The sequence below is a fragment of the Paraburkholderia sp. GAS42 genome, from assembly GCF_050436565.1.
Classification (GTDB): Bacteria; Pseudomonadota; Gammaproteobacteria; order Burkholderiales; family Burkholderiaceae; genus Paraburkholderia.
The window spans coordinates 1-17214 of record NZ_JBNDML010000006.1; the positions used below are offsets into that span (position 1 = coordinate 1).

The following is a 17214-nucleotide window of genomic DNA, read 5'->3' on the forward strand; positions in this document are numbered from 1 at the left end:
ATCACACTTCACATGTCTTGCGGAACATGAGGCTTTAGCCAAAGAGGATACAGATGAAAACTACGAACCAGGCGCCCGCTGCGGCCATGCCGCTGTCAGACTATCTGTGCTTTGCGATCTACTCCGCGAACCTGGCGTTCGGTAGGGCATACAAGCCGATCCTCGAAGAGCTTGGGCTCACTTATACGCAATACATCACCATCATTGCGCTGTGGGAAGAAGACCACCAGACCGTCAGCGGTCTGGGCGAGAAGCTGTTTCTCGAATCCAACACGCTCACGCCGATGCTGAAGAAGCTCGAGGTGATGGGTTATCTGGAGAGGCAGCGCGATCCCGAAGACGAACGTCAGGTGCGGATCGGGCTCACGAAAAACGGTCGACGGCTGCGCGAAAAGGCCCTGAAGATGGATCTCAGCGAGGCAACTGGCCTCGCGCCAGACGAGTTTGCTAAAGTGCAGAAGGCGATCGCGGCGCTGCGGAACAATCTTATCAAGTCAGTCCAAAACGGCGAATGAGCGCGTAACGGTCGTATTACAGGGGCGTCCGTTTACGTACATTCAACGGACCCGTTGGCGCTTCACGCAGGACCATTTCATCGGGCGAGCATTCCTCTGTTCGCATGCGTATTGACGGCTAGTCGCGTCTAGGTTGGACTCTTGTTCCGGTTCACCCGATCGCGACCGGACCGAGTGCGATTTTCTGCATCCGATGGTCCATTCGTGCACGCGGTTGACGTTCCGGCTGAACGCGATCGATCGTTGCCTGGCGGAAGCGCCCTTGACGGATGACTGTTGAGAACTGACGAAACTGGAGCGCGGACTTCGCTGCTTCTCCTTCGAGTTGAGCGACCGGCAAGGGGTTTCGAGTGCCGCGCGTTGGGCGAGTTCCAGCGTGATGATTCGAAACCGTCGGCGATGCGCTCAAGGAACTCGGCCCGTCCGGAAGGCTCGTGTGGCTGTAGCTATCGAACGCATCGTTGGCGAGTTGTGCTGCGCGATCAACGTCGTCAATTCCACCAAATGCAAACGTTGGTTCAATCTCAGCATTCGCCGCTGGTTTAAGCGCCTTCATGCTGCCCGCCGTTGCAGCGAGTTCCTACGTACCATTTAATAGATTACCGGTGAGTTTCATGGTGTTCGTTGTGATCGGACGGGAAGTGCAGCAATCAACTGTGCCGCCGTCAGGATTTCATGGGCGAACGTGGGGCCGTTCAGCTCGTGTGCGGCGCGCATCATTTCCTTGGTGAAAGCGGCTGTAGCGTCTCGTACGAGCGTGACGTGATAACCCAGTTCCATTGCGAAGCGGCTCGTGGACTCAATACATGTATTCGCCAGCAGGCCGACGGCGATCACGTGCGTAATGCCTTGCTGTTTGAGCTGAAAGTCGAGGTCGGGTTTGCAAAGCCGCTTTGGCCCCAGTGCTCATGAACGATGATGTCGCCTTCCTGCGGCACAAAGTCAGGATGCCATTCTCCGCCCCACGTACCCTTGGCGAACGTGTGGCGCTGCTGCACAAGGCGTTGAGCTGGATTCGGATGATCCCAGTTGTCGTAATCGCCGGCCTGCCAGCGGCGATGCGGGACATAGAGAACCTGAATATCCGCTTTCGCGCGATATCGACCGCGGCGCGGAGATTGTCGAGCAACCGGACTTCTGCGGCGATGTCGCGAAGCATCGGAAAGAGCTTGCCGCGGTCCGAGAGAAAGTCGTTGTAGGGGTCGACCAACAACAGTCCGGTGCGGTCCGCGTCGTATGCAAGGTTGGACATTTCAGTACCCCAACAAATAAGTGAGCGAATGAAAGCATCGCATTCCACACTCGGCGCCGGATTGCCTTGTCGGACAATTCGTGACGTCTCACGCATCGCATATGATGAGCGAAGAATGACATTCATACATGCAAGTGCAGCGCGGTTTTCCTGACGACTCCCCTGGAAGTTTACAGTTCTTAACGCCGCCGTCCAGCGGGCTGCGCGGCGTGCCGGGTAGGCGCGTCAATCGACCCCGGCGTACCGCCAGAATTGACCTACACTCTGGTGACGGACGAGACAGCGCGCGGCCCGTGCGACAGCGTGCGAGACAGGCGACACCATGCTGGCCGCTGTGGGACCATCGTTCGCCTCACGTAAAACACGCATGCGAGTAAATCGTTTGCGATTGACATCTGCTAGTCTCTCCTTCATGAGGCAACGCCTGCGATGACATCGCTTACGAGTTAACGTCAGCTAACACCTTTATTCACACAGGAATCCATCATGAGCAAGATCGAGCAAGTCCTCCACTCAGGCAACAGCCACGCCACGATCAATCGGGACCCCAATGTCAAGCGCGGTGAGCTCGGCGTCCTCGACCTCAAGCTGTCAGCGCCCGACGGTGACAGCCGCGAGTTCATCGCCACCGAGCTGCACCCGAGAGCCGAGCAGTTGTTTTCGGGCGCGTGGTCGGCCTGTTACATCAGCGCGTTCGAGATTGCAGCCACGCTGAAGAAGGTCACGCTGCCGTCCGACTATTCCGTGGACATCCAGGTAAGCATTGGGTCGGTCGGGAACGGGCATTGCCTCGGCGCCCAGTTCACCATCCGCGTGCCGGGTCTGGAAAAGGAAGTCGTCGAGGCGCTTGCGCGCCAGGCCCATCAGCTCTGCCCGTACTCGAAGGCGGTGCACGGCAACATCGAGGTCGGCCTGAACGTCGTCACGGCGTGACCGATACCACGCATACGATTACATCGCACAAGATTTAAATACGCTTAATATCCTCATACACATAGGAATCCATCATGGAAAAGATCGAAAAAGTCCTCGCCGCAGGCAACTCCCACGCCACGGTCAATCGCGACCCCAGTCTCCAGCGCGGCGAGTTTGGCGTCTTTGACCTCAAGCTGACAGCGCCCGGTGTTGAGAACCTCGATTACGTCGGCACCGAGCCCCACCCGAGAGCCGAGCAGTTGTTTGCGGGTGCCTGGTCGGCCTGTTACACCACCGTGTTCGGGATGGCGGCCGAGCTGAAGAAGGTCACGCTGCCGCCCGACTATTCCGTGGACATCCAGATAAGCGTTGGGCAAACCGGAACCGCGTGGTTCCTCGGCGCCCAGTTCGACATCCGTGTGCCGGGGGTGGAAAAGGAAGTCGTTGAGAAAATCGCGCACCTGGCCCATCAGATCTGCCCGTACTCGAAATCTGTGCGCGGCAACATTGAGATCGGCACGAACATCGTCACGGCGTGATCCGTTTGGGCACGAGCCTCTCACTGAACATCCTTCAGGGAATTCCCATCATGAAGATCAAAGCTCGTCGTTCCACTGATCCTGCGCCAAAGGCGTCTGCGGACGTGCAAGCTGCCAGGGACCGAGATCACCCTGAACGCAACATTTGTCTACCAATCGACTTAGGAGAAGCATCATGCCCGACTCTTCGCAGTTCGACGTCGACCGCACCTATCCGGGCCGGTGGACAATCACGTTCAGCAACCCGCCGATCAACATGTTTGTCCCCACAACGATCGTCGAATTGGGAGCGCTAATGACCGACCTTGAGTCGGACCCATTCGTGAAGGTCGTAGTGTTCCAGTCGGCGAATCCCGATTTTTTCGTCGCCCATCTTGACGTAGCCAAAGCAGCCGAACGGCCAGAGGTGCTGGGCCTTTGGCGCGACTTCGTGCTGCGCCTTTCGTCCACGCCAGTCGTGAGCATCGCCAAGATTCGCGGCCGCACGCGCGGCATCGGTAACGAGTTCGTGCTGGCCTGCGACATGCGCTTCGCGAGCAGGCAGAGTGCCCTATTCGGCAACCCCGAGGTCGGCGTCGGCCTGGTCCCGGGCGGCGGAGCGCTGGAATGGCTCCCGCGCCTGGTCGGCCGTTCGCGGGCACTTGAGATTATCCTCAGCGCCGACGACTTCGATGCCGACGTCGCCGAACGCTATGGCTGGGTGAACCGCACGCTGGACGATGACGACCTCGATTCCTTTGTCGATACGCTTGTCCGACGTCTGGCCTCATTCGACCGTGAAACACTCGGCGCGGCGAAAGCCCAGGTTAATCGATTTGGAACGCCGACGGCTGCCGAACTCCAGTCGAGCATCGACCTGTTCTTCCCGGCCCTGGCCTCGCCAAGTGGGCAGGCACGCCGCGCCAAGCTCCGTAGTCTGGCCTACGGAGTTCCGAGCGACTTCGAAATGAACTTCGGAAGGTACCTGCCTACGCTAGGGCGGGCAGGCGACGATGACACGGACCCGCCGCCCGCCGCCGCACCAAAGGGCTGAACCTCTTCGTGCAATTGGTGCGGCGCCCGCCGACGCGGCGCGCCGCAGCCTATTTGCATCCAGCGCTCCCTGAGCCTCAGGCGGCGTCTCGACCATCTGAAATGCCGCGGTGCCGTTTGTCCAGCGCTTCCAACGGTGGTCCTGCAACTGCGATTACTCGGCGCAAACCCGCCGTTTGATGGCCACCGCCGGATTTGTCCGGAAAGCTGTGACTCTCACGGATAAATGGCGAGGGCTTTTCAGCGCTATGTGGCGCGAATAGGCGGCCCCCGATGGCATTTCCGCAATGAACTTTTGAAATCACGATCCTAACGGCAGGGACGACTGAGATGGAATGGACACCGTTCTCTCTTCGGGGACGCAGGGATGTCGATCGATATGATTGCGAGCGTGAGTCAGTTGCTTGGCGGGGAGCGGACGTTCGAACGTCCGCGTGAAGGTCTGGTTGGACGTCTCTGGCTGGCCCGGCTTGTGCCTGTCGGCGATCGGCGGCACACGACTAGATTGATGCCGATGCTACGAATACGGTGCGTTTGTCGCAGAATCACTGGAGGTTCGCTACACAGTCACGGATTGCCTCTGCGAATTGGAGGTCGGCCCTTCAGGCTCTCCGGTCGACGGGACGTCCATGGCTTGGTTCTCCCTTGATGCTCTTCTACAATTGACGCGGGGACACAACCTGCGTCAGATGGACTATCACGATGAGCCGGCCGCCGAATCTGGATTTACGTGCCCGAGCGGAACTGCTTACCTATCTGGTCGCCTCGCACCTGCTGACACGCGAGATGACCGGTGAGTGGCTTTCCGTAGCGCACGTCGTTGAATCCACCAAACTGTGGCTCTCGTCAAACGGGGGCAGTGCCGACCTGATGCAGCGTGCGCACCTGGCAAGCCAGGCGCTGGATATTGCGAAGCGCTTTGCGCATGCGGCATGAGGTGACCGGCCTGGTTGGCCGGCACGAATAGAAGATCGACCCGGCACTGGCCGAGTCCGCCAGATACTCTGACCTGAATGACATGACATCGACATGCCAAGTTGCAAGGGTGTATGCCATCGGCCCGACATCTGCGCTTTCAGGGTTGTCTACCGGCCGGCCTTGCGTCTGGTCGTAGCAGGCGCCCCCGCAGGCCGGCCGTTAGACAACCAGTCCCAGGAGATTTCCTTCACATAACAGAATTTTTCCATTCAACAGGGCTTGACTTTCTATACCCCATAGAAGAGCGATTTCGATTTCTTCATTGCGCCATCTTACGCGACCGATCCCGCAACTTGACAATGCCCCGCACGGGGATATTGCGCACTTCACTGGTCAAACTTCACAATTCTCTGCCCCTGAACGCCCAGACCGGCCATCAAGCCCTGCTGGCCAAAAATGAACGCATAGACATCGGATTTCAACGTGGTAGTGGTCATAGACTTAGCCATCCCTGCATCCACCACCACAACGCTCGGCCCCACACCAACCGACAATCCAGCGCCGCTGGTGAGCGCAGTGATCGCCGCGTCGGTCATGAGAAACATGGCCTGCGAGAACGATTTGGCGCCAGCCTGCAGACCGTACGAAACCGCGCGCGCTCTGTAGTACCCAAGGACTTTCCCGTCTGGGCCAAACATCACCCCTTTTCCGCCTTCCGCACCGAGGATGACCGCGGCCTTGACAAGGTCAGGAAACACGACCACGGCCTTCGCTTGGTATTGGAGTTCCTTCGCCTTCGGAGTGGTGTCGAATAGCTGTTGTAGTGCCGCTTGCGATTTTGCAACTAACTCAGGGTCTCCGCCATTAGCTACGGTCGGGTTCGTCGAGCAGGACACGACAAACAGAAAGACCGGAATCGCGAGAAGAAGCCGAAGGTACTTGATCATGATGCGTGCTCCATTCAGAAATTGACACCACGGTATGAAACGCGTTTCCGCCTCAAATTCTTCGCAGGCCACATGAATAGTGGCGTTTGCGTCTCGTTAAAACAATTGGTCTTTGGTCCCATATCGCCTGAATACGCAAGCGCACGGGCTTGCGCTACGGCGGCTGATTGCCTTCAAGGGCAGCGCGTACCGTCTTGACGAACAATTCGTCGTTGAACGGCTTGCGCAAGTAGGCAACCGCGCCGGCTGCGAGCGCGTGCTCGCGCACGCCGATGTCGTCGTGGGCGGTGATGAAAACGACAGGTATGCCGCTGCCGGATAGACGTCGCTGGACTTCCAGACCGTTCAGCCCCGGCATCTGCACATCGAGAATCACGCAGTCAGGGCGATACGACGGCATGGACGACAGGACATCGAGAAACGCGTCGCCGCTTGCGAACGTTTCGGCGGCGATTCCGATTGAGCGCAACAGTCTCTCGATCGCGCGGCTCACCGATTCGTCGTCATCAACCACGACAACGAATGGTTTGAGTTTTCCCATTGTGAGTAGTCCGGTGTCCGGGAATGTACGCGCAAGCGTATTCCCCCATACGTCAGCCTACGAGTCAGACAGGTTTGCCGATATTGGACCTTGGTCCCGAGTGGACACCGGGAAAGCGAAGCATACAGCGGCAAACCGAATTTCGCACCGATCGAGGGCACGACACTCGCCCGCAACCAACAGCTCGAGCGTGGCCGCGAGAGCGCAACGCGGACACGCTCGTCGAGCTGGGCGCGTTGTTCTTCGTAGGTGGACAGGCCAGCATCCGCGGCGTTGACCGCCGGCCTTGCCGGTACGAGTGTGGCGTTCACGTGGATGGTCTTCCTGGTTTCAGGGTCTCGTGCAGCTGATCGCTACTCGGCCTGGTCAATGACCATCCGGCACGATCACGGCACGGCCGATAATCTCGTCGCGTCGCAGTTTGTCGAAAACCGCGTCCACCTGACTCAAAGGGTGACGCTCAACGTGGCAGGCAATCCTGCCGCCCTCCGCCAAGGCAAGCAGTTCCATCAGTTCGAGCCTGCTGCCGCCGAACGTCGAACTGATGCAAGCACCGTACGGTAGCCCGTGAGGGCTGAAGTCAATCGAGCCACCGCCGCGGCCGACCACGACGATATGGCCAAGCGGGCGAATCAGCTGACGTGCTAGCTGGATGCTCGGATTCACGCCGACGAAATCGAGCACGGCCTGGACGCCGGCTCCGGAGGTGGCGTCGAGAATCTGCCGCGCCGTCGTGTCGTCCGCCAGCGTGCCGATGTCGGCGCCCATGCTGGTGGCGAGTTCCAGCGCCTGCGGCTTCTGGTCGATGGCGATCACACGCACAGCGCAAGTTACCTTCAAAGCTGCGACTGCCAGATGACCGAGGCCACCGACGCCGATCACTACCACGCTGCTGCCTGGTGTGAGCAAAGGAAGGACGCGCTTGACCGCGTGATACGAACTCAAGCCGGCGTCCGTCAGCGGTGCCGCCTGCCACGGCGCCAGCGAGCGTAGCGGCACGATTGCGCCGATGGGTGCGACGACATACTCGGACAGGCCGCCGTCCAGCCCCATGCCAACCTGTTTGCCGCGGCGGCGGCAATAGTTGTTCCAGCCCTGGGCGCACAGCGTGCATTGCCCGCAACCCGCGATCGTGATTGCGCAGGGCTGACCAATGTCGGGACCGCGCACGCCCGGACCGAGCGCTTCTACCCAGCCCGCCACCTCGTGACCCAGCGTAATCGGCAGCTCGATATCCAGGTGCGGCGGACAGCAGGTCAGATCATCGACCGCGTGCAAATCGGAATGACACAAGCCGTTGCCGCCCACCTTGACCAGCACCTGATTCGGACCGGCCGTCGGCTGAGCAACATCCGCCAGGCGGGGCTGGGTTTGCCAGTTGAACATTTGATAGGCTTTCATCGCAATGCTCCTTCAGCGCATCGTGCGGCCAACCGGGCCCAGGCGGCGGCTCGTCGCCTGGTACGCGTCTTCGATCCAGGCGCACAGCAGCGGCCGCGTTGTCGCAGGTTCGATGATGTCGAGCACGCCGAAGCGTTCGGCGGTGCGCATCGGCGACGAGATCGCGTGGTAGTGCGCCTCGAGGTCCAGCCGGTGCGCGACCGGGTCGGCAGCGGCGGCGATGTCCTGCTTGTAGGCGGCGGCGACGCCGCCCTCCACCGGAATCGAGCCCCAGCGCGCCGACGGCCACGCATAACGGTTCGGCAGCGCAGTGCCCGAGGGGCCGTGCCACGGGCTCAGCACGGCGCCGGCGAGGCCCACGCAGCGGCGCAGCACGATGGCGAGCCATGACACGCCCGACTGTTCGATTGCATGCACGGCCTGCAATGCGGCCGACAGCGTGCCTTCGCGTTCGGCGTCGGGGCCGGTCATCACGCCTGGCTGGTCGGCCAGGTTGACGATGGGCAGGTGGAATGTGTCGCACAGGTCGACGAAGCGCGCCATCTTCAAGGCTGCGGCGCGCGTCAGTGCGCCGCCCATCACCATGGGGTTGTTTGTCATTACGCCCACTGCATGGCCGTTCAGGCGCGCGAGGCAGGTGATGGTCGAGCCGCCGAAGTCGGGCGATATCTCGAAGAGCGACCCCTCGTCGAAGATCGCCTTCAGGATCTTGCGCGGCTGGAAAATCTTGCGCTTGTCGCCCGGAATGGCGCGGTTCAGCCATTCGTCGCAGCGATCGACCGGATCCTCGCAGGCCACCCGCGGTGGCTGTTCCCACACGTTGCGCGGGAGATACGACAGAAAGCGCCGCGTGGCCGCAAGTGCTTCGTCTTCGGTATCGACCGCCAGGCTCACCGCGCCGCTGAAGCGGTGCATCGGGTCGTAGCCGCCGAGCCCTTCCTTGTCGATGTCGATGCCCAGCGCCTGCTTCACCACCGGTGGGCCGCCGGCGAAGACCTGACTCTTGCCACGAATCATGATGGAAAGATGGGACGAACCGACCCGCACCGCGCCGAGGCCCGCGCAGGCGCCCAGCGCGATACCGACCACCGGCACGGCGCCGAGCAGCTGTGTCATCGGCAGCATGGCATAGCCTGGGATCTTGGTATGGCCGAGCTTGTCCAGCAGCTTGACGCTGCCTTCGCGCACCGGGCGAGATCGGTGGCCGTTATGATAGTCATGTGACCCCGGCAAATGAACACGTATTTCACGTATTTTCGTCAAGGCCAGTACCAATCGCATCGGCGACACTGCAATGAAATTAGGGTCGGACTGACAGACCCACTGCATGAGACCTAAAAAAATTGTCAAGATGTTGTGTAACCCGGGCACGCGGCTTGCTTGAGCTTTTTGAGAACGTTAAAACCGCGCCTCATTAACTGACATGTGATCCATGGTGCTATCACTCCGCTATTTGGGAGTTTTGGGAATCTGTGCTTTGTTCGCGGCTTGCGGGCAGATTGCGTCCGAACATGCTGCGTGCAGAGTTGATTCCTGTCGCATGCAACACGAGATGTTGCAATCCGGCGAGGCGTCATGGTATTCGGCAACCTTCCAGGGGCATCTGACCGCAAACGGAGAACGCTATGATGGCGGCGCATTAACGGCTGCCCATCGAACATTGCCGCTCGGTAGCTATGTGCGCGTCAGTTCGTTGGCAACAGGAAAGTCGGTTGTCGTGCGTATCAACGATCGCGGACCATACATCAAACACCGAATTATCGATCTCTCTTATGCCGCGGCGAAGACCTTGGGTTTGACAGACGCACGGTCGATGCAAGTACGGATTGAACGTGTAGAGAGCACGGCGAACACACAGACGGAGTCGGACGGCGGCGGAATCTTGACGACGGGAAACGGCAGTCGGTAGAAAACACGCGGGGCGTCAACGGCGTTGTGGTTCCGGGTCGTTAAAAAAGCACCCCAGCGACTTCGCCACCAACAGTAATGGCGTCGGACACTGGAAGCGAACGCAAGACCGCTCAGTGCGTGTGCCCAGCCATGCTGCAAACGGGCACATCGCAGGTCTGCCAGATCGCGGGTGCTCTATCGTAATGGTCCGCTCTCTGTGTAGAACGGACGTCTGAGTGTCCAACTGGGTCGATTGGCAAATGGCCGGAGATGGCCCGCTACCTGCCGGACCTGTGCGCGTCGTTTGGTTTCGACGGAATCTACCCAATCGACGCGAACGTGCCGCATGGTATGTCACCGTACGATCGCGCGGCATGGATTTATCGTTCAATTATCGAGGCGATTCGCGCATGCGTCATCCTGATGGCCAACGTCGACGACTTTCGCGGACCAAAGGAAGCGGATTCCGGAACGGCCTTTGAGATCGGATTCGGCGCGACACTCAATAAAGACGTTTGGGCGTACACCACCAACGAAGGGACGGTCCTGGACGGCTTTGTCCGGATGGGTATGAGTTCCCGTGCTACGGACGCAATGATGCATTTTTGGCGCAAACTGGCCTGCCGAAGGTGTTCCACGGGTTGATGACGTTGGCGATGACCACGCCTTCGTTTTCCTGCGACGCGATCTTCCGCGTGGTGGCGCCGATGCATCGCTTATGCGCGAGATCTGCGCTTCGATCAGCGAGCGCACCCCGTAGCCGTATTTTTTGTGGAACGCATAGATGTCTTTTTCGGCGATGTATCTGACGATCTGGTCATGCCAGCCGGTAGATCTGCGGGCAGCACAGCGTCCATTGCTTCGGTATCCGATACTTCTGTGGTCGTGATGCGGATCGCGTGAACGTTCATGTCCGTGTCAATCGGCAGATGCATCTTGCGCCATGGTGTGCGCGTGGCTGTGTGGCCATACTTCTGTTCGTACCACTCACTGGCGCGTCCAAAGCTCAGGCCCGTGCTGTCGACGATGAGGTTGATCGCTTCGCCACGCGCGATCCGTCTGGCCAGTTGCACGCAGCGCTGCGTGACGCTTGTCTCCAGCGCGGCAAAGCGATCGCTCAACTGACTGGAACTGGGTACCGCAATGTCCAGTCCGCAGGTCGTCCAGTAATCCTGCATGTAGCCGGTAATCTGCCGCATGCCCCAGCCGAACAACCGGTAGAACGTATAGATCAGCTCGATGTACGCCGTGGTGTAGGTCGGCTCGCGCCCCGACACGCCCGGTGTACGGACTGTTGCGTTAATAGACCGCGTCTTCAGGTCGCCATCGGGAACATACAGGCTGATCATGCCGCGCTTTCTCAGGCTCTGGTTGTCTCTCTTTGTATGGCATTATCTGCACTGGCTTTTTGATGTTGCGCTTCTACACAACTCGCAGCCTCTTCGCAAGCCCCCCATCCGGACAAAGCCCATCGACGTCGCAACGCGTCTGGACGCTGCGACGCGACAGCACACAATCACTTATGCCCGTGCGAAGGATCGTCGCAATGCAGGCATTGCCGTCCATCGTCGACCCATGATGATCCGAGGATCAGGCTGCAGAAATTCACCCGTTTATAACCGGGCTCCTTCAACGCCAGCACATCCGCCTTGACGTTCCCGAAGGTCGTCTCCGGTTTGTGCCGCGTCCCTTGCGCGAAGGCATCGATGATGCCTTCCTTGAAGTTCGTCTCGCGCGGATGCGCGGCCACGACCTGCTTGCGCTGCTCATCAGAAAACGCGTCGTAAGCGAGACCGAGCACGTCCATCTCCACGCCTGCTGTAACCAGCGCGACAACAGGTTTCTTGTGCTGCGGGATACCAGGCGTCGTATGAAGTGCAATCGAGTCCCACACCTGATCGACTTCGTGTTCCGGAATGCCGTATTGATTCAGAAAATCACGCGCGGCGTTCGCACCATCCACCTCGAAGCGTTCAGTCTTGCTGCTGTACCGGGGCACGAGCCCCATGTCATGGAACATCGCGCCGATGTACAGCAGTTCGGCGTCGTACTTCAGATTTTTGCGTTCGCCGGTCAACGCGCCGAACAGAAAGACGCGCGTCGAGTGATTGAAAAGCAGGTCGGGTTCCGTGTCGCGAACCAGTTGGGTCGCGTCGCGGGCCATCTTGCTGTCGGGGATCCTGATTCCGGCAATTGCGTTGCTCATCGTGATTCTCCGTTGATTGACAGGTCCGGTCGTTCTCGACCCGGCCCACCGATGTGAGTTGCTAGAATGCGGCGGAGAGGCGCGGGTAACCGTGGAATCAAGTCTCGCTGCCAACGCATTTCCGATCAACGCGATCCATCCGTCGAACCCTGCCAGTCACACGTGATCTTCTGCCAGCCCGACCGCCAGGTCCGCCTGGCCGGATTCAAAGCCCAAGGAGCTTCCGCCGATGCGAACCGTCGCCATCGCGATTTTTCAGGACGTGCAGGCACTCGACGTGGCAGGACCCGCTGATGTATTCGCCGAAGCCAATACGTTCTTGCCGCGCGACGCGCTCTACCATCTCGAACTGGTCAGCACCGGCCAAGCGAACGTTCGGGCGTCGAATGGCACGCGTCTCTTTGCCGATCGCGTGTGGAACGGATCGGCCGATCGCTATCACACGGCGCTTGTCGCTGGGGGCCCGTTACTCCCGACACAGCCCGCCGACGCAAGACTTTCCGCGTGGCTGGTCGAAGTCGCGGCTCAATGCGAACGCTACGGCTCGATTTGCACCGGCGCGTTCGCGCTGGGTCATGCGGGTCTGCTTGACCACCGGAACGTTACGACGCACTGGCAGAACGCCCGGCAACTCGCGCAGCAGTTCCCGCGCTCGCATGTCGACTTCGACCGGATCTATATCCGTGATGAGCGTCTGCTGACATCAGCCGGCGTGACCGCCGGCATCGACCTCGCGCTCGCGCTCATCGCCGAGGATCACGGCGCAGCGCTTGCGCTTCAGGTCGCAAAGCGGCTCGTCGTCTACGCGCAGCGGCGCGGCGGCCAGTCACAGTTCAGCCCTTATCTCAGCGCGCCCGTGGACGGCTCACCCGTCGCCACCGTGCAGAACTACGTGATGGAAAACATCGCGAAACCACTGACGGTCGAAGAGCTCGCCCGGGTCGCGGGCATGAGCACGCGAAGCTTCGCGCGCGCGTTCGCGGAATCGGCTGCGATCACGCCTCACGAGTTCGTCGAGCGCGCGCGGGTGGATGCCGCGCGTCGAGCGCTGGAGAGCAGCGATGCGCCGCTCAAAACGATCGCGTATGAATGCGGCTTTGGCAGCGCCGACCGGATGCGTCTCGTGTTCGCACGGCGGCTCGGCGTTTCGCCCGCGGACTATCGGGCGAGTTTTCTGGCGCGCTGAGCGTAGCGCCGATTTCGCGGAGGGTATGCGCAGCTATACCTTCACCTTCGCAGCCACCTGGGCAATCCGGTGGCGGACCACGCCAATCGCCTGTTTGAGGACGTACACGTCCTGGAAATAGCGATACGGAATCCGTATCTGGCTGGCATGCGCGTCGATGTTCTCGATTTCATCGTGCCATTGCGCAATCTGGTCGCGGGTCGGTTGCGTGTTTCTCCAGATTTCATCTTCCAGCGATTTGATTTCGCGGTACCAGACCACGAGCCGTTTTTTCATCCGCGCCTCCGCCATGCGCGGCAACGCCTGTAGCAGGCCTAGCAGGAGGGCCGCGAAGGGGACCAGGATCAGCAGGCGCCTTTCGACAAAGCTGGCCAGCCAGAATGGAAGATAGCGCTGCAGGAAGGGACGACCGGATTTGAAATAACGCGTGCTTTCGTCGGAAATGGGAAATTCTTCGGTATTCAGGTTGGGAAACGTGCCGAGCGGCGTAAAGTAATCTTCGCCGCCGTGGACCGTTCTGGCCGCGTCCAGCAGCAGATAAGCGAGAGCAGGATGCAGGGTATCTTTGGACACGAGCAGCGCGGTAGCGGCGACCAGGGTGACATCGGCATGCGGAAGATCGTTGACGATGCTCGTCGAGCCGCGCGGGAAAATAACTTTCGAGAGCGACGGGAATTTTTGCACCAGGGCGTCGGCCTGGGCAAAACTCATCAGCCTCAAATTGCTGTTCAGCAGCGTTTTCTGCATCGATGCATCGGGCCTGCCGATAAAGAATGCAGCATCCAGCTGGCCATTTTCGAGGCCTTCATACGCCTTGCCTGCATCCATTTCAAGCAGCGCGGTATTGTCGCGGGTGATGCCGCTATAGGCGAGCAGCACTGACGCGACGTTGAGCAGGCCGCTGCCGGGCACGCCGATGGAAATTCTTTTTCCGCGCAGCTGGGCCAGGCGGTCAATGGTGGCGTCGCCACGATAGAACACCCATATCGGTTCGTACGAGACCGCAGCGATCGTCTGCAGATTGTCTGTTTCTTTCGGGCTGGTGGTGCCTGACTGGATAAAGCCGACTTCGTATTCGCTGTCAGCATCCTTCAGGCGCTGATAGTTTTCGATCGATCCGGAAGAACTGCGGATATCGAGCGTGATGCCTTCGCGTTTCAGGACGGGGGCATAGCGATCCGCGAAGCCGCGATAGATACCCTTGTCCGCTCCCGTTGTGATGACGATCGTACGCTGGATGGCGGGCTTGAGTACCGTCGCCAGCCCCCAGCCTGATGCGGCCAGCAGCAATATCACGCAGATGATGAGAAGCCGCCTGCGCCCCGGTGTCATCGGGGGTTTCCGGCTGCGATAAAGCGCTGGGTTGTGCCTCGCCATTGTTCGGTCTCTCCCGTCAGGGGCGCTCCAGCGCGGGGTGGACTGGGGCCACGCGTTTGTGTGGAAGCGCCGGTGACGCCGCGGAGTTCGTCACCTGAACCGTCTGGCTTGCCGGCCCGCTGATAGTGTCGAATACCAGGCTTGATGATGCAGCCGCCTGCGCACCTTGTCTATACGCGGATTCGGGCTCGCCATTGTCGATCGATTCTTTCGCATTCCAGACCCTGCGATAAACGATTGCCTTATTGCGCACCTGCTAAAGTTGGGTAAGCCTCGTGTCGAGCGTTGGCAGGCCCGGGTTCAATGAAGTCGAATGCGAAGGCGTTCCCCGGCCAGCATGGTCAATCAGTAAGGATGGGGTCGAATGGATCGGTCAGAGCGAAAGGTGTCCGTTGTCACGGGCGCATCAGGGGGGATCGGGCGCTGGATCGCGCTCGGACTTGCGCGCGCTGGTCACCACGTGGTTCTGGTGTGCCGGGACGCAGCACGAGGAGAAGCCACCGCCGCGTGGATTGCCCAGCATGCGCCTGCTTCCAGCACCGAACTGAGGCTGGTCGACCTGAGTTCGCTGTACGCAACACGAGACCTCGGCCAGGAGATCGTCGCGACCCATCCGCGGCTTTCGCTTCTCGTCAACAATGCGGGCATTTTCACGGCCCGGCGGCAGTTGACGGCGGAGGGTCTCGAAATGGTATTGGCGGTGAACCATCTCGCTCCGTTCGTCCTCACTGGCGCTCTTGAGGGTGCGTTGCGGGCAGGCAGCCCGTCGCGGATCGTGAACGTGGGCTCATCGACCTCAGACCACGCCCGGATCGATTCCGAAGATCTGGAACTTCGCCAGCACTGGGGCATGGTGCGAGCCTACGGACAATCGAAGCTCGCGATGATGATGTCGACGTTTGCGCGAGCGGAGCGTCTGCGCGGTACCGGCGTTGTCGCCAACGTTGTACATCCGGGCACCGTTGCGACCGGTCTCATTCGGGAAAAAGGGGCGATTGGAGTCGCGTGGCGACTCATGGCCCCGTTCCTGCGGACCGAAGAGCAAGGCGCGGATACACCGCTACACGTGGCATTGTCGCCGGCGTGGGCGACGACTACAGGCGCCTATGCTAAAGACCGCGCCGCCGTCCGCCCGAACGCGCGTGCGCTCGATCCTGTGCTTGTGGCGAAGGTCGACGCGGCCACGCTCGCGTTGGTGGCACAGACCGCCCCTGCGCGGCTGGGGGACTAATGCAGTTGTAGTGGACACGTCCGCCAGCGCTCAGGTCACGACGTCCTCTGAACGGAAGCATCTTCCACGGGGAGGGTCGGCGCAGCCGCCGATGTAGCAGGCAATTCCTGGCGCTTTTCCCCTTTCGACCGGATGAGCATGCGCAGGATACGAACGTGGATGCTGCTGCGTCGGGCCTGTGCGTCATAGGCGCCCCGCACTGGAGAAGCGTGGTCAGAGGCGGCGAACAAGGTGGGGTTGTGTCGCTCCAGCGACGCCGCCTGACTGGTAAGCTGGCCTTCGTAGCCCAGCTTGCAGATCGCCCGGTTCACGAGGCCCGGAACGAACCGGACGCTACTTGAGAACAGTATTGTGGTGAAGGTCACCGGCATCTCGGCGCGGCCAGAGATCACCGCGAGACGGATTGCCTCAGCCATGATTTCGGGCTGGTAGACCGGTGACATCGGCCGCCCCACTTGTCCCATATGCGATATGGCGTGGTCAAAGAACGGCGTGTTCACTGCTGGAGGGAAAATCGTGGTCAGCCGCACACGACTACCGTCCTGGGACAACTCTGCACGAATCGACTGGCCGAAGCCGCGCACGGCGTGCTTTGCTCCGGAATAGGAGGACAGCAGTGGCATGCCGTGAAATGCGACCGCCGAGCACACGTTGACAATTGAGCCGTGATCGCGCGGCACCATGCGTCGCAACGCGACACGCGTGCCGTTCACCGTACCGAGGTAGGTCACGTCGGTGACACGCCGGAACTCGTCTGCGGGCGTATCCAGAAAGCGTCCGTAGGTGCCGTTGCCCGCGCAGTTCACCCACGCGTCGATCGGTCCGAGCGCCTCTTCAATGTGTGCAGCTGCGGCTTCCAGTGCATCCAGGTCGGTGACATCAGCCTGCGCCATCGCGGCCATGCTGCCATGACGTTCGACATCGTCGAATGCTGCCTGTAATCCAGCGTGACCGCGCGCGATCAGGCCTACCCGCCAGCCATGTTGCGCGAACAGGCCGGCGGCGGAGCGCCCGATCCCGGATGAAGCGCCCGTGATGACAATCACGGCTGGCCTGCCCGCCACAGCCGGACCTGGGTCGTGGATGGATCGCTTCGGGAATGTGCGCGCGCCCGGCATTTCAGTCCCTGGATTGGAGTCCTTCGAAAGAATATTCGACGGCGTGTGTTCGCGGTATTGGACTTTGGACTAATCGGGCCGTGTTGGGTTCGACATCGCGCGGGCGGCAAGGAAACGGTCCCTCCGTGCCCTGTGAAATACCAGCA

General features: G+C 60.5%; 19 protein-coding genes. 9 read left to right on the plus strand and 10 right to left on the minus strand.

Annotation, left to right across the window (positions count from 1 at the left end; translation table 11 throughout):
* The first annotated feature begins 53 nt into the window (after positions 1 to 53).
* The gene (locus P3T16_RS10965; RefSeq protein WP_429342289.1) at positions 54 to 515 is read left to right on the plus strand and encodes a MarR family winged helix-turn-helix transcriptional regulator; all 462 of its coding nucleotides are present in this window, start codon (positions 54 to 56) and stop codon (positions 513 to 515) included.
* A 612-nt stretch (positions 516 to 1127) separates the two neighbouring features.
* On the opposite strand, the gene P3T16_RS10970 is transcribed toward P3T16_RS10965, so the two are convergent.
* Positions 1128 to 1352: an isochorismatase family protein gene (locus P3T16_RS10970; RefSeq protein WP_429342290.1), complete on the minus strand. Its 225-nt coding sequence runs from the start codon at positions 1350 to 1352 to the stop codon at positions 1128 to 1130.
* Complete coding sequence (locus P3T16_RS10975) at positions 1315 to 1767, minus strand: hypothetical protein (RefSeq protein WP_429342531.1); 453 nt, start codon at positions 1765 to 1767, stop codon at positions 1315 to 1317. Before P3T16_RS10975 ends, P3T16_RS10970 begins: the two co-directional genes overlap by 38 nt.
* Before the next feature lie 486 nt (positions 1768 to 2253).
* On the opposite strand from P3T16_RS10975, the gene P3T16_RS10980 reads away from it, so the two are divergent.
* The 4 genes from P3T16_RS10980 to P3T16_RS10995 all read left to right on the plus strand — a co-directional run bounded on the left by P3T16_RS10980 (position 2254) and on the right by P3T16_RS10995 (position 5189).
* The gene (locus P3T16_RS10980) at positions 2254 to 2700 is read left to right on the plus strand and encodes an Ohr family peroxiredoxin (protein ID WP_429342291.1); all 447 of its coding nucleotides are present in this window, start codon (positions 2254 to 2256) and stop codon (positions 2698 to 2700) included.
* Between the two features lie 74 nt (positions 2701 to 2774).
* A complete protein-coding gene (locus P3T16_RS10985; RefSeq protein ID WP_429342292.1) occupies positions 2775 to 3221 on the plus strand; it encodes an OsmC family protein in 447 nt (148 codons plus the stop codon).
* 175 nt (positions 3222 to 3396) lie between these two features.
* Positions 3397 to 4254, plus strand: a complete 858-nt coding sequence (locus P3T16_RS10990; RefSeq protein WP_429342293.1) for an enoyl-CoA hydratase/isomerase family protein — start codon at positions 3397 to 3399, stop codon at positions 4252 to 4254.
* Positions 4255 to 4955: 701 nt separating this feature from the next.
* Positions 4956 to 5189 carry a hypothetical protein gene (locus tag P3T16_RS10995; protein WP_429342294.1) on the plus strand — a complete coding sequence of 78 codons (234 nt, stop codon included), beginning with the start codon at positions 4956 to 4958 and terminating at the stop codon, positions 5187 to 5189.
* Positions 5190 to 5557: 368 nt separating this feature from the next.
* Here P3T16_RS10995 and P3T16_RS11000 read toward each other — a convergent pair whose 3' ends face one another.
* The 4 genes from P3T16_RS11000 to P3T16_RS11015 all read right to left on the minus strand — a co-directional run bounded on the left by P3T16_RS11000 (position 5558) and on the right by P3T16_RS11015 (position 9341).
* Complete coding sequence (locus tag P3T16_RS11000) at positions 5558 to 6118, minus strand: YSC84-related protein (RefSeq protein WP_429342295.1); 561 nt, start codon at positions 6116 to 6118, stop codon at positions 5558 to 5560.
* Between the two features lie 154 nt (positions 6119 to 6272).
* A complete protein-coding gene (locus P3T16_RS11005; RefSeq protein ID WP_429342296.1) occupies positions 6273 to 6659 on the minus strand; it encodes a response regulator transcription factor in 387 nt (128 codons plus the stop codon).
* 366 nt (positions 6660 to 7025) lie between these two features.
* Positions 7026 to 8060 (minus strand): alcohol dehydrogenase catalytic domain-containing protein, encoded by a 1035-nt coding sequence (locus tag P3T16_RS11010; protein ID WP_429342297.1) that lies wholly within the window; start codon positions 8058 to 8060, stop codon positions 7026 to 7028.
* A gap of 12 nt (positions 8061 to 8072) precedes the next feature.
* Positions 8073 to 9341: a carboxyl transferase domain-containing protein gene (locus tag P3T16_RS11015; protein WP_429342298.1), complete on the minus strand. Its 1269-nt coding sequence runs from the start codon at positions 9339 to 9341 to the stop codon at positions 8073 to 8075.
* 259 nt (positions 9342 to 9600) lie between these two features.
* Here P3T16_RS11015 and P3T16_RS11020 point away from each other — a divergent pair, with 259 nt between their 5' ends.
* Together P3T16_RS11020 and P3T16_RS11025 are read left to right on the plus strand one after the other, a co-directional pair.
* Positions 9601 to 9969, plus strand: coding sequence for a septal ring lytic transglycosylase RlpA family protein (locus P3T16_RS11020; RefSeq protein WP_429259849.1), 369 nt, complete (start codon positions 9601 to 9603; stop codon positions 9967 to 9969).
* Positions 9970 to 10220: 251 nt separating this feature from the next.
* The gene (locus tag P3T16_RS11025; RefSeq protein WP_429342299.1) at positions 10221 to 10595 is read left to right on the plus strand and encodes a nucleoside 2-deoxyribosyltransferase; all 375 of its coding nucleotides are present in this window, start codon (positions 10221 to 10223) and stop codon (positions 10593 to 10595) included.
* A gap of 95 nt (positions 10596 to 10690) precedes the next feature.
* On the opposite strand, the gene P3T16_RS11030 is transcribed toward P3T16_RS11025, so the two are convergent.
* The gene (locus P3T16_RS11030) at positions 10691 to 11299 is read right to left on the minus strand and encodes a transposase (RefSeq protein ID WP_429342300.1); all 609 of its coding nucleotides are present in this window, start codon (positions 11297 to 11299) and stop codon (positions 10691 to 10693) included.
* Positions 11300 to 11466: 167 nt separating this feature from the next.
* Positions 11467 to 12156, minus strand: a complete 690-nt coding sequence (locus P3T16_RS11035) for an HD domain-containing protein (RefSeq protein ID WP_429342301.1) — start codon at positions 12154 to 12156, stop codon at positions 11467 to 11469.
* 229 nt (positions 12157 to 12385) lie between these two features.
* On the opposite strand from P3T16_RS11035, the gene P3T16_RS11040 reads away from it, so the two are divergent.
* A complete protein-coding gene (locus P3T16_RS11040) occupies positions 12386 to 13342 on the plus strand; it encodes a GlxA family transcriptional regulator (protein WP_429342302.1) in 957 nt (318 codons plus the stop codon).
* Positions 13343 to 13375: 33 nt separating this feature from the next.
* Here the strand turns inward: P3T16_RS11040 and P3T16_RS11045 are convergent, their stop codons facing one another.
* Positions 13376 to 14674 carry a TAXI family TRAP transporter solute-binding subunit gene (locus P3T16_RS11045; protein ID WP_429342303.1) on the minus strand — a complete coding sequence of 433 codons (1299 nt, stop codon included), beginning with the start codon at positions 14672 to 14674 and terminating at the stop codon, positions 13376 to 13378.
* Positions 14675 to 15083: 409 nt separating this feature from the next.
* On the opposite strand from P3T16_RS11045, the gene P3T16_RS11050 reads away from it, so the two are divergent.
* Complete coding sequence (locus P3T16_RS11050; RefSeq protein WP_429342304.1) at positions 15084 to 15950, plus strand: SDR family oxidoreductase; 867 nt, start codon at positions 15084 to 15086, stop codon at positions 15948 to 15950.
* Positions 15951 to 15985: 35 nt separating this feature from the next.
* On the opposite strand, the gene P3T16_RS11055 is transcribed toward P3T16_RS11050, so the two are convergent.
* On the minus strand, positions 15986 to 16996 hold the full coding sequence (locus P3T16_RS11055; RefSeq protein WP_429342305.1) for an SDR family oxidoreductase: 1011 nt from the start codon (positions 16994 to 16996) through the stop codon (positions 15986 to 15988).
* Positions 16997 to 17214 lie beyond the last annotated feature (218 nt).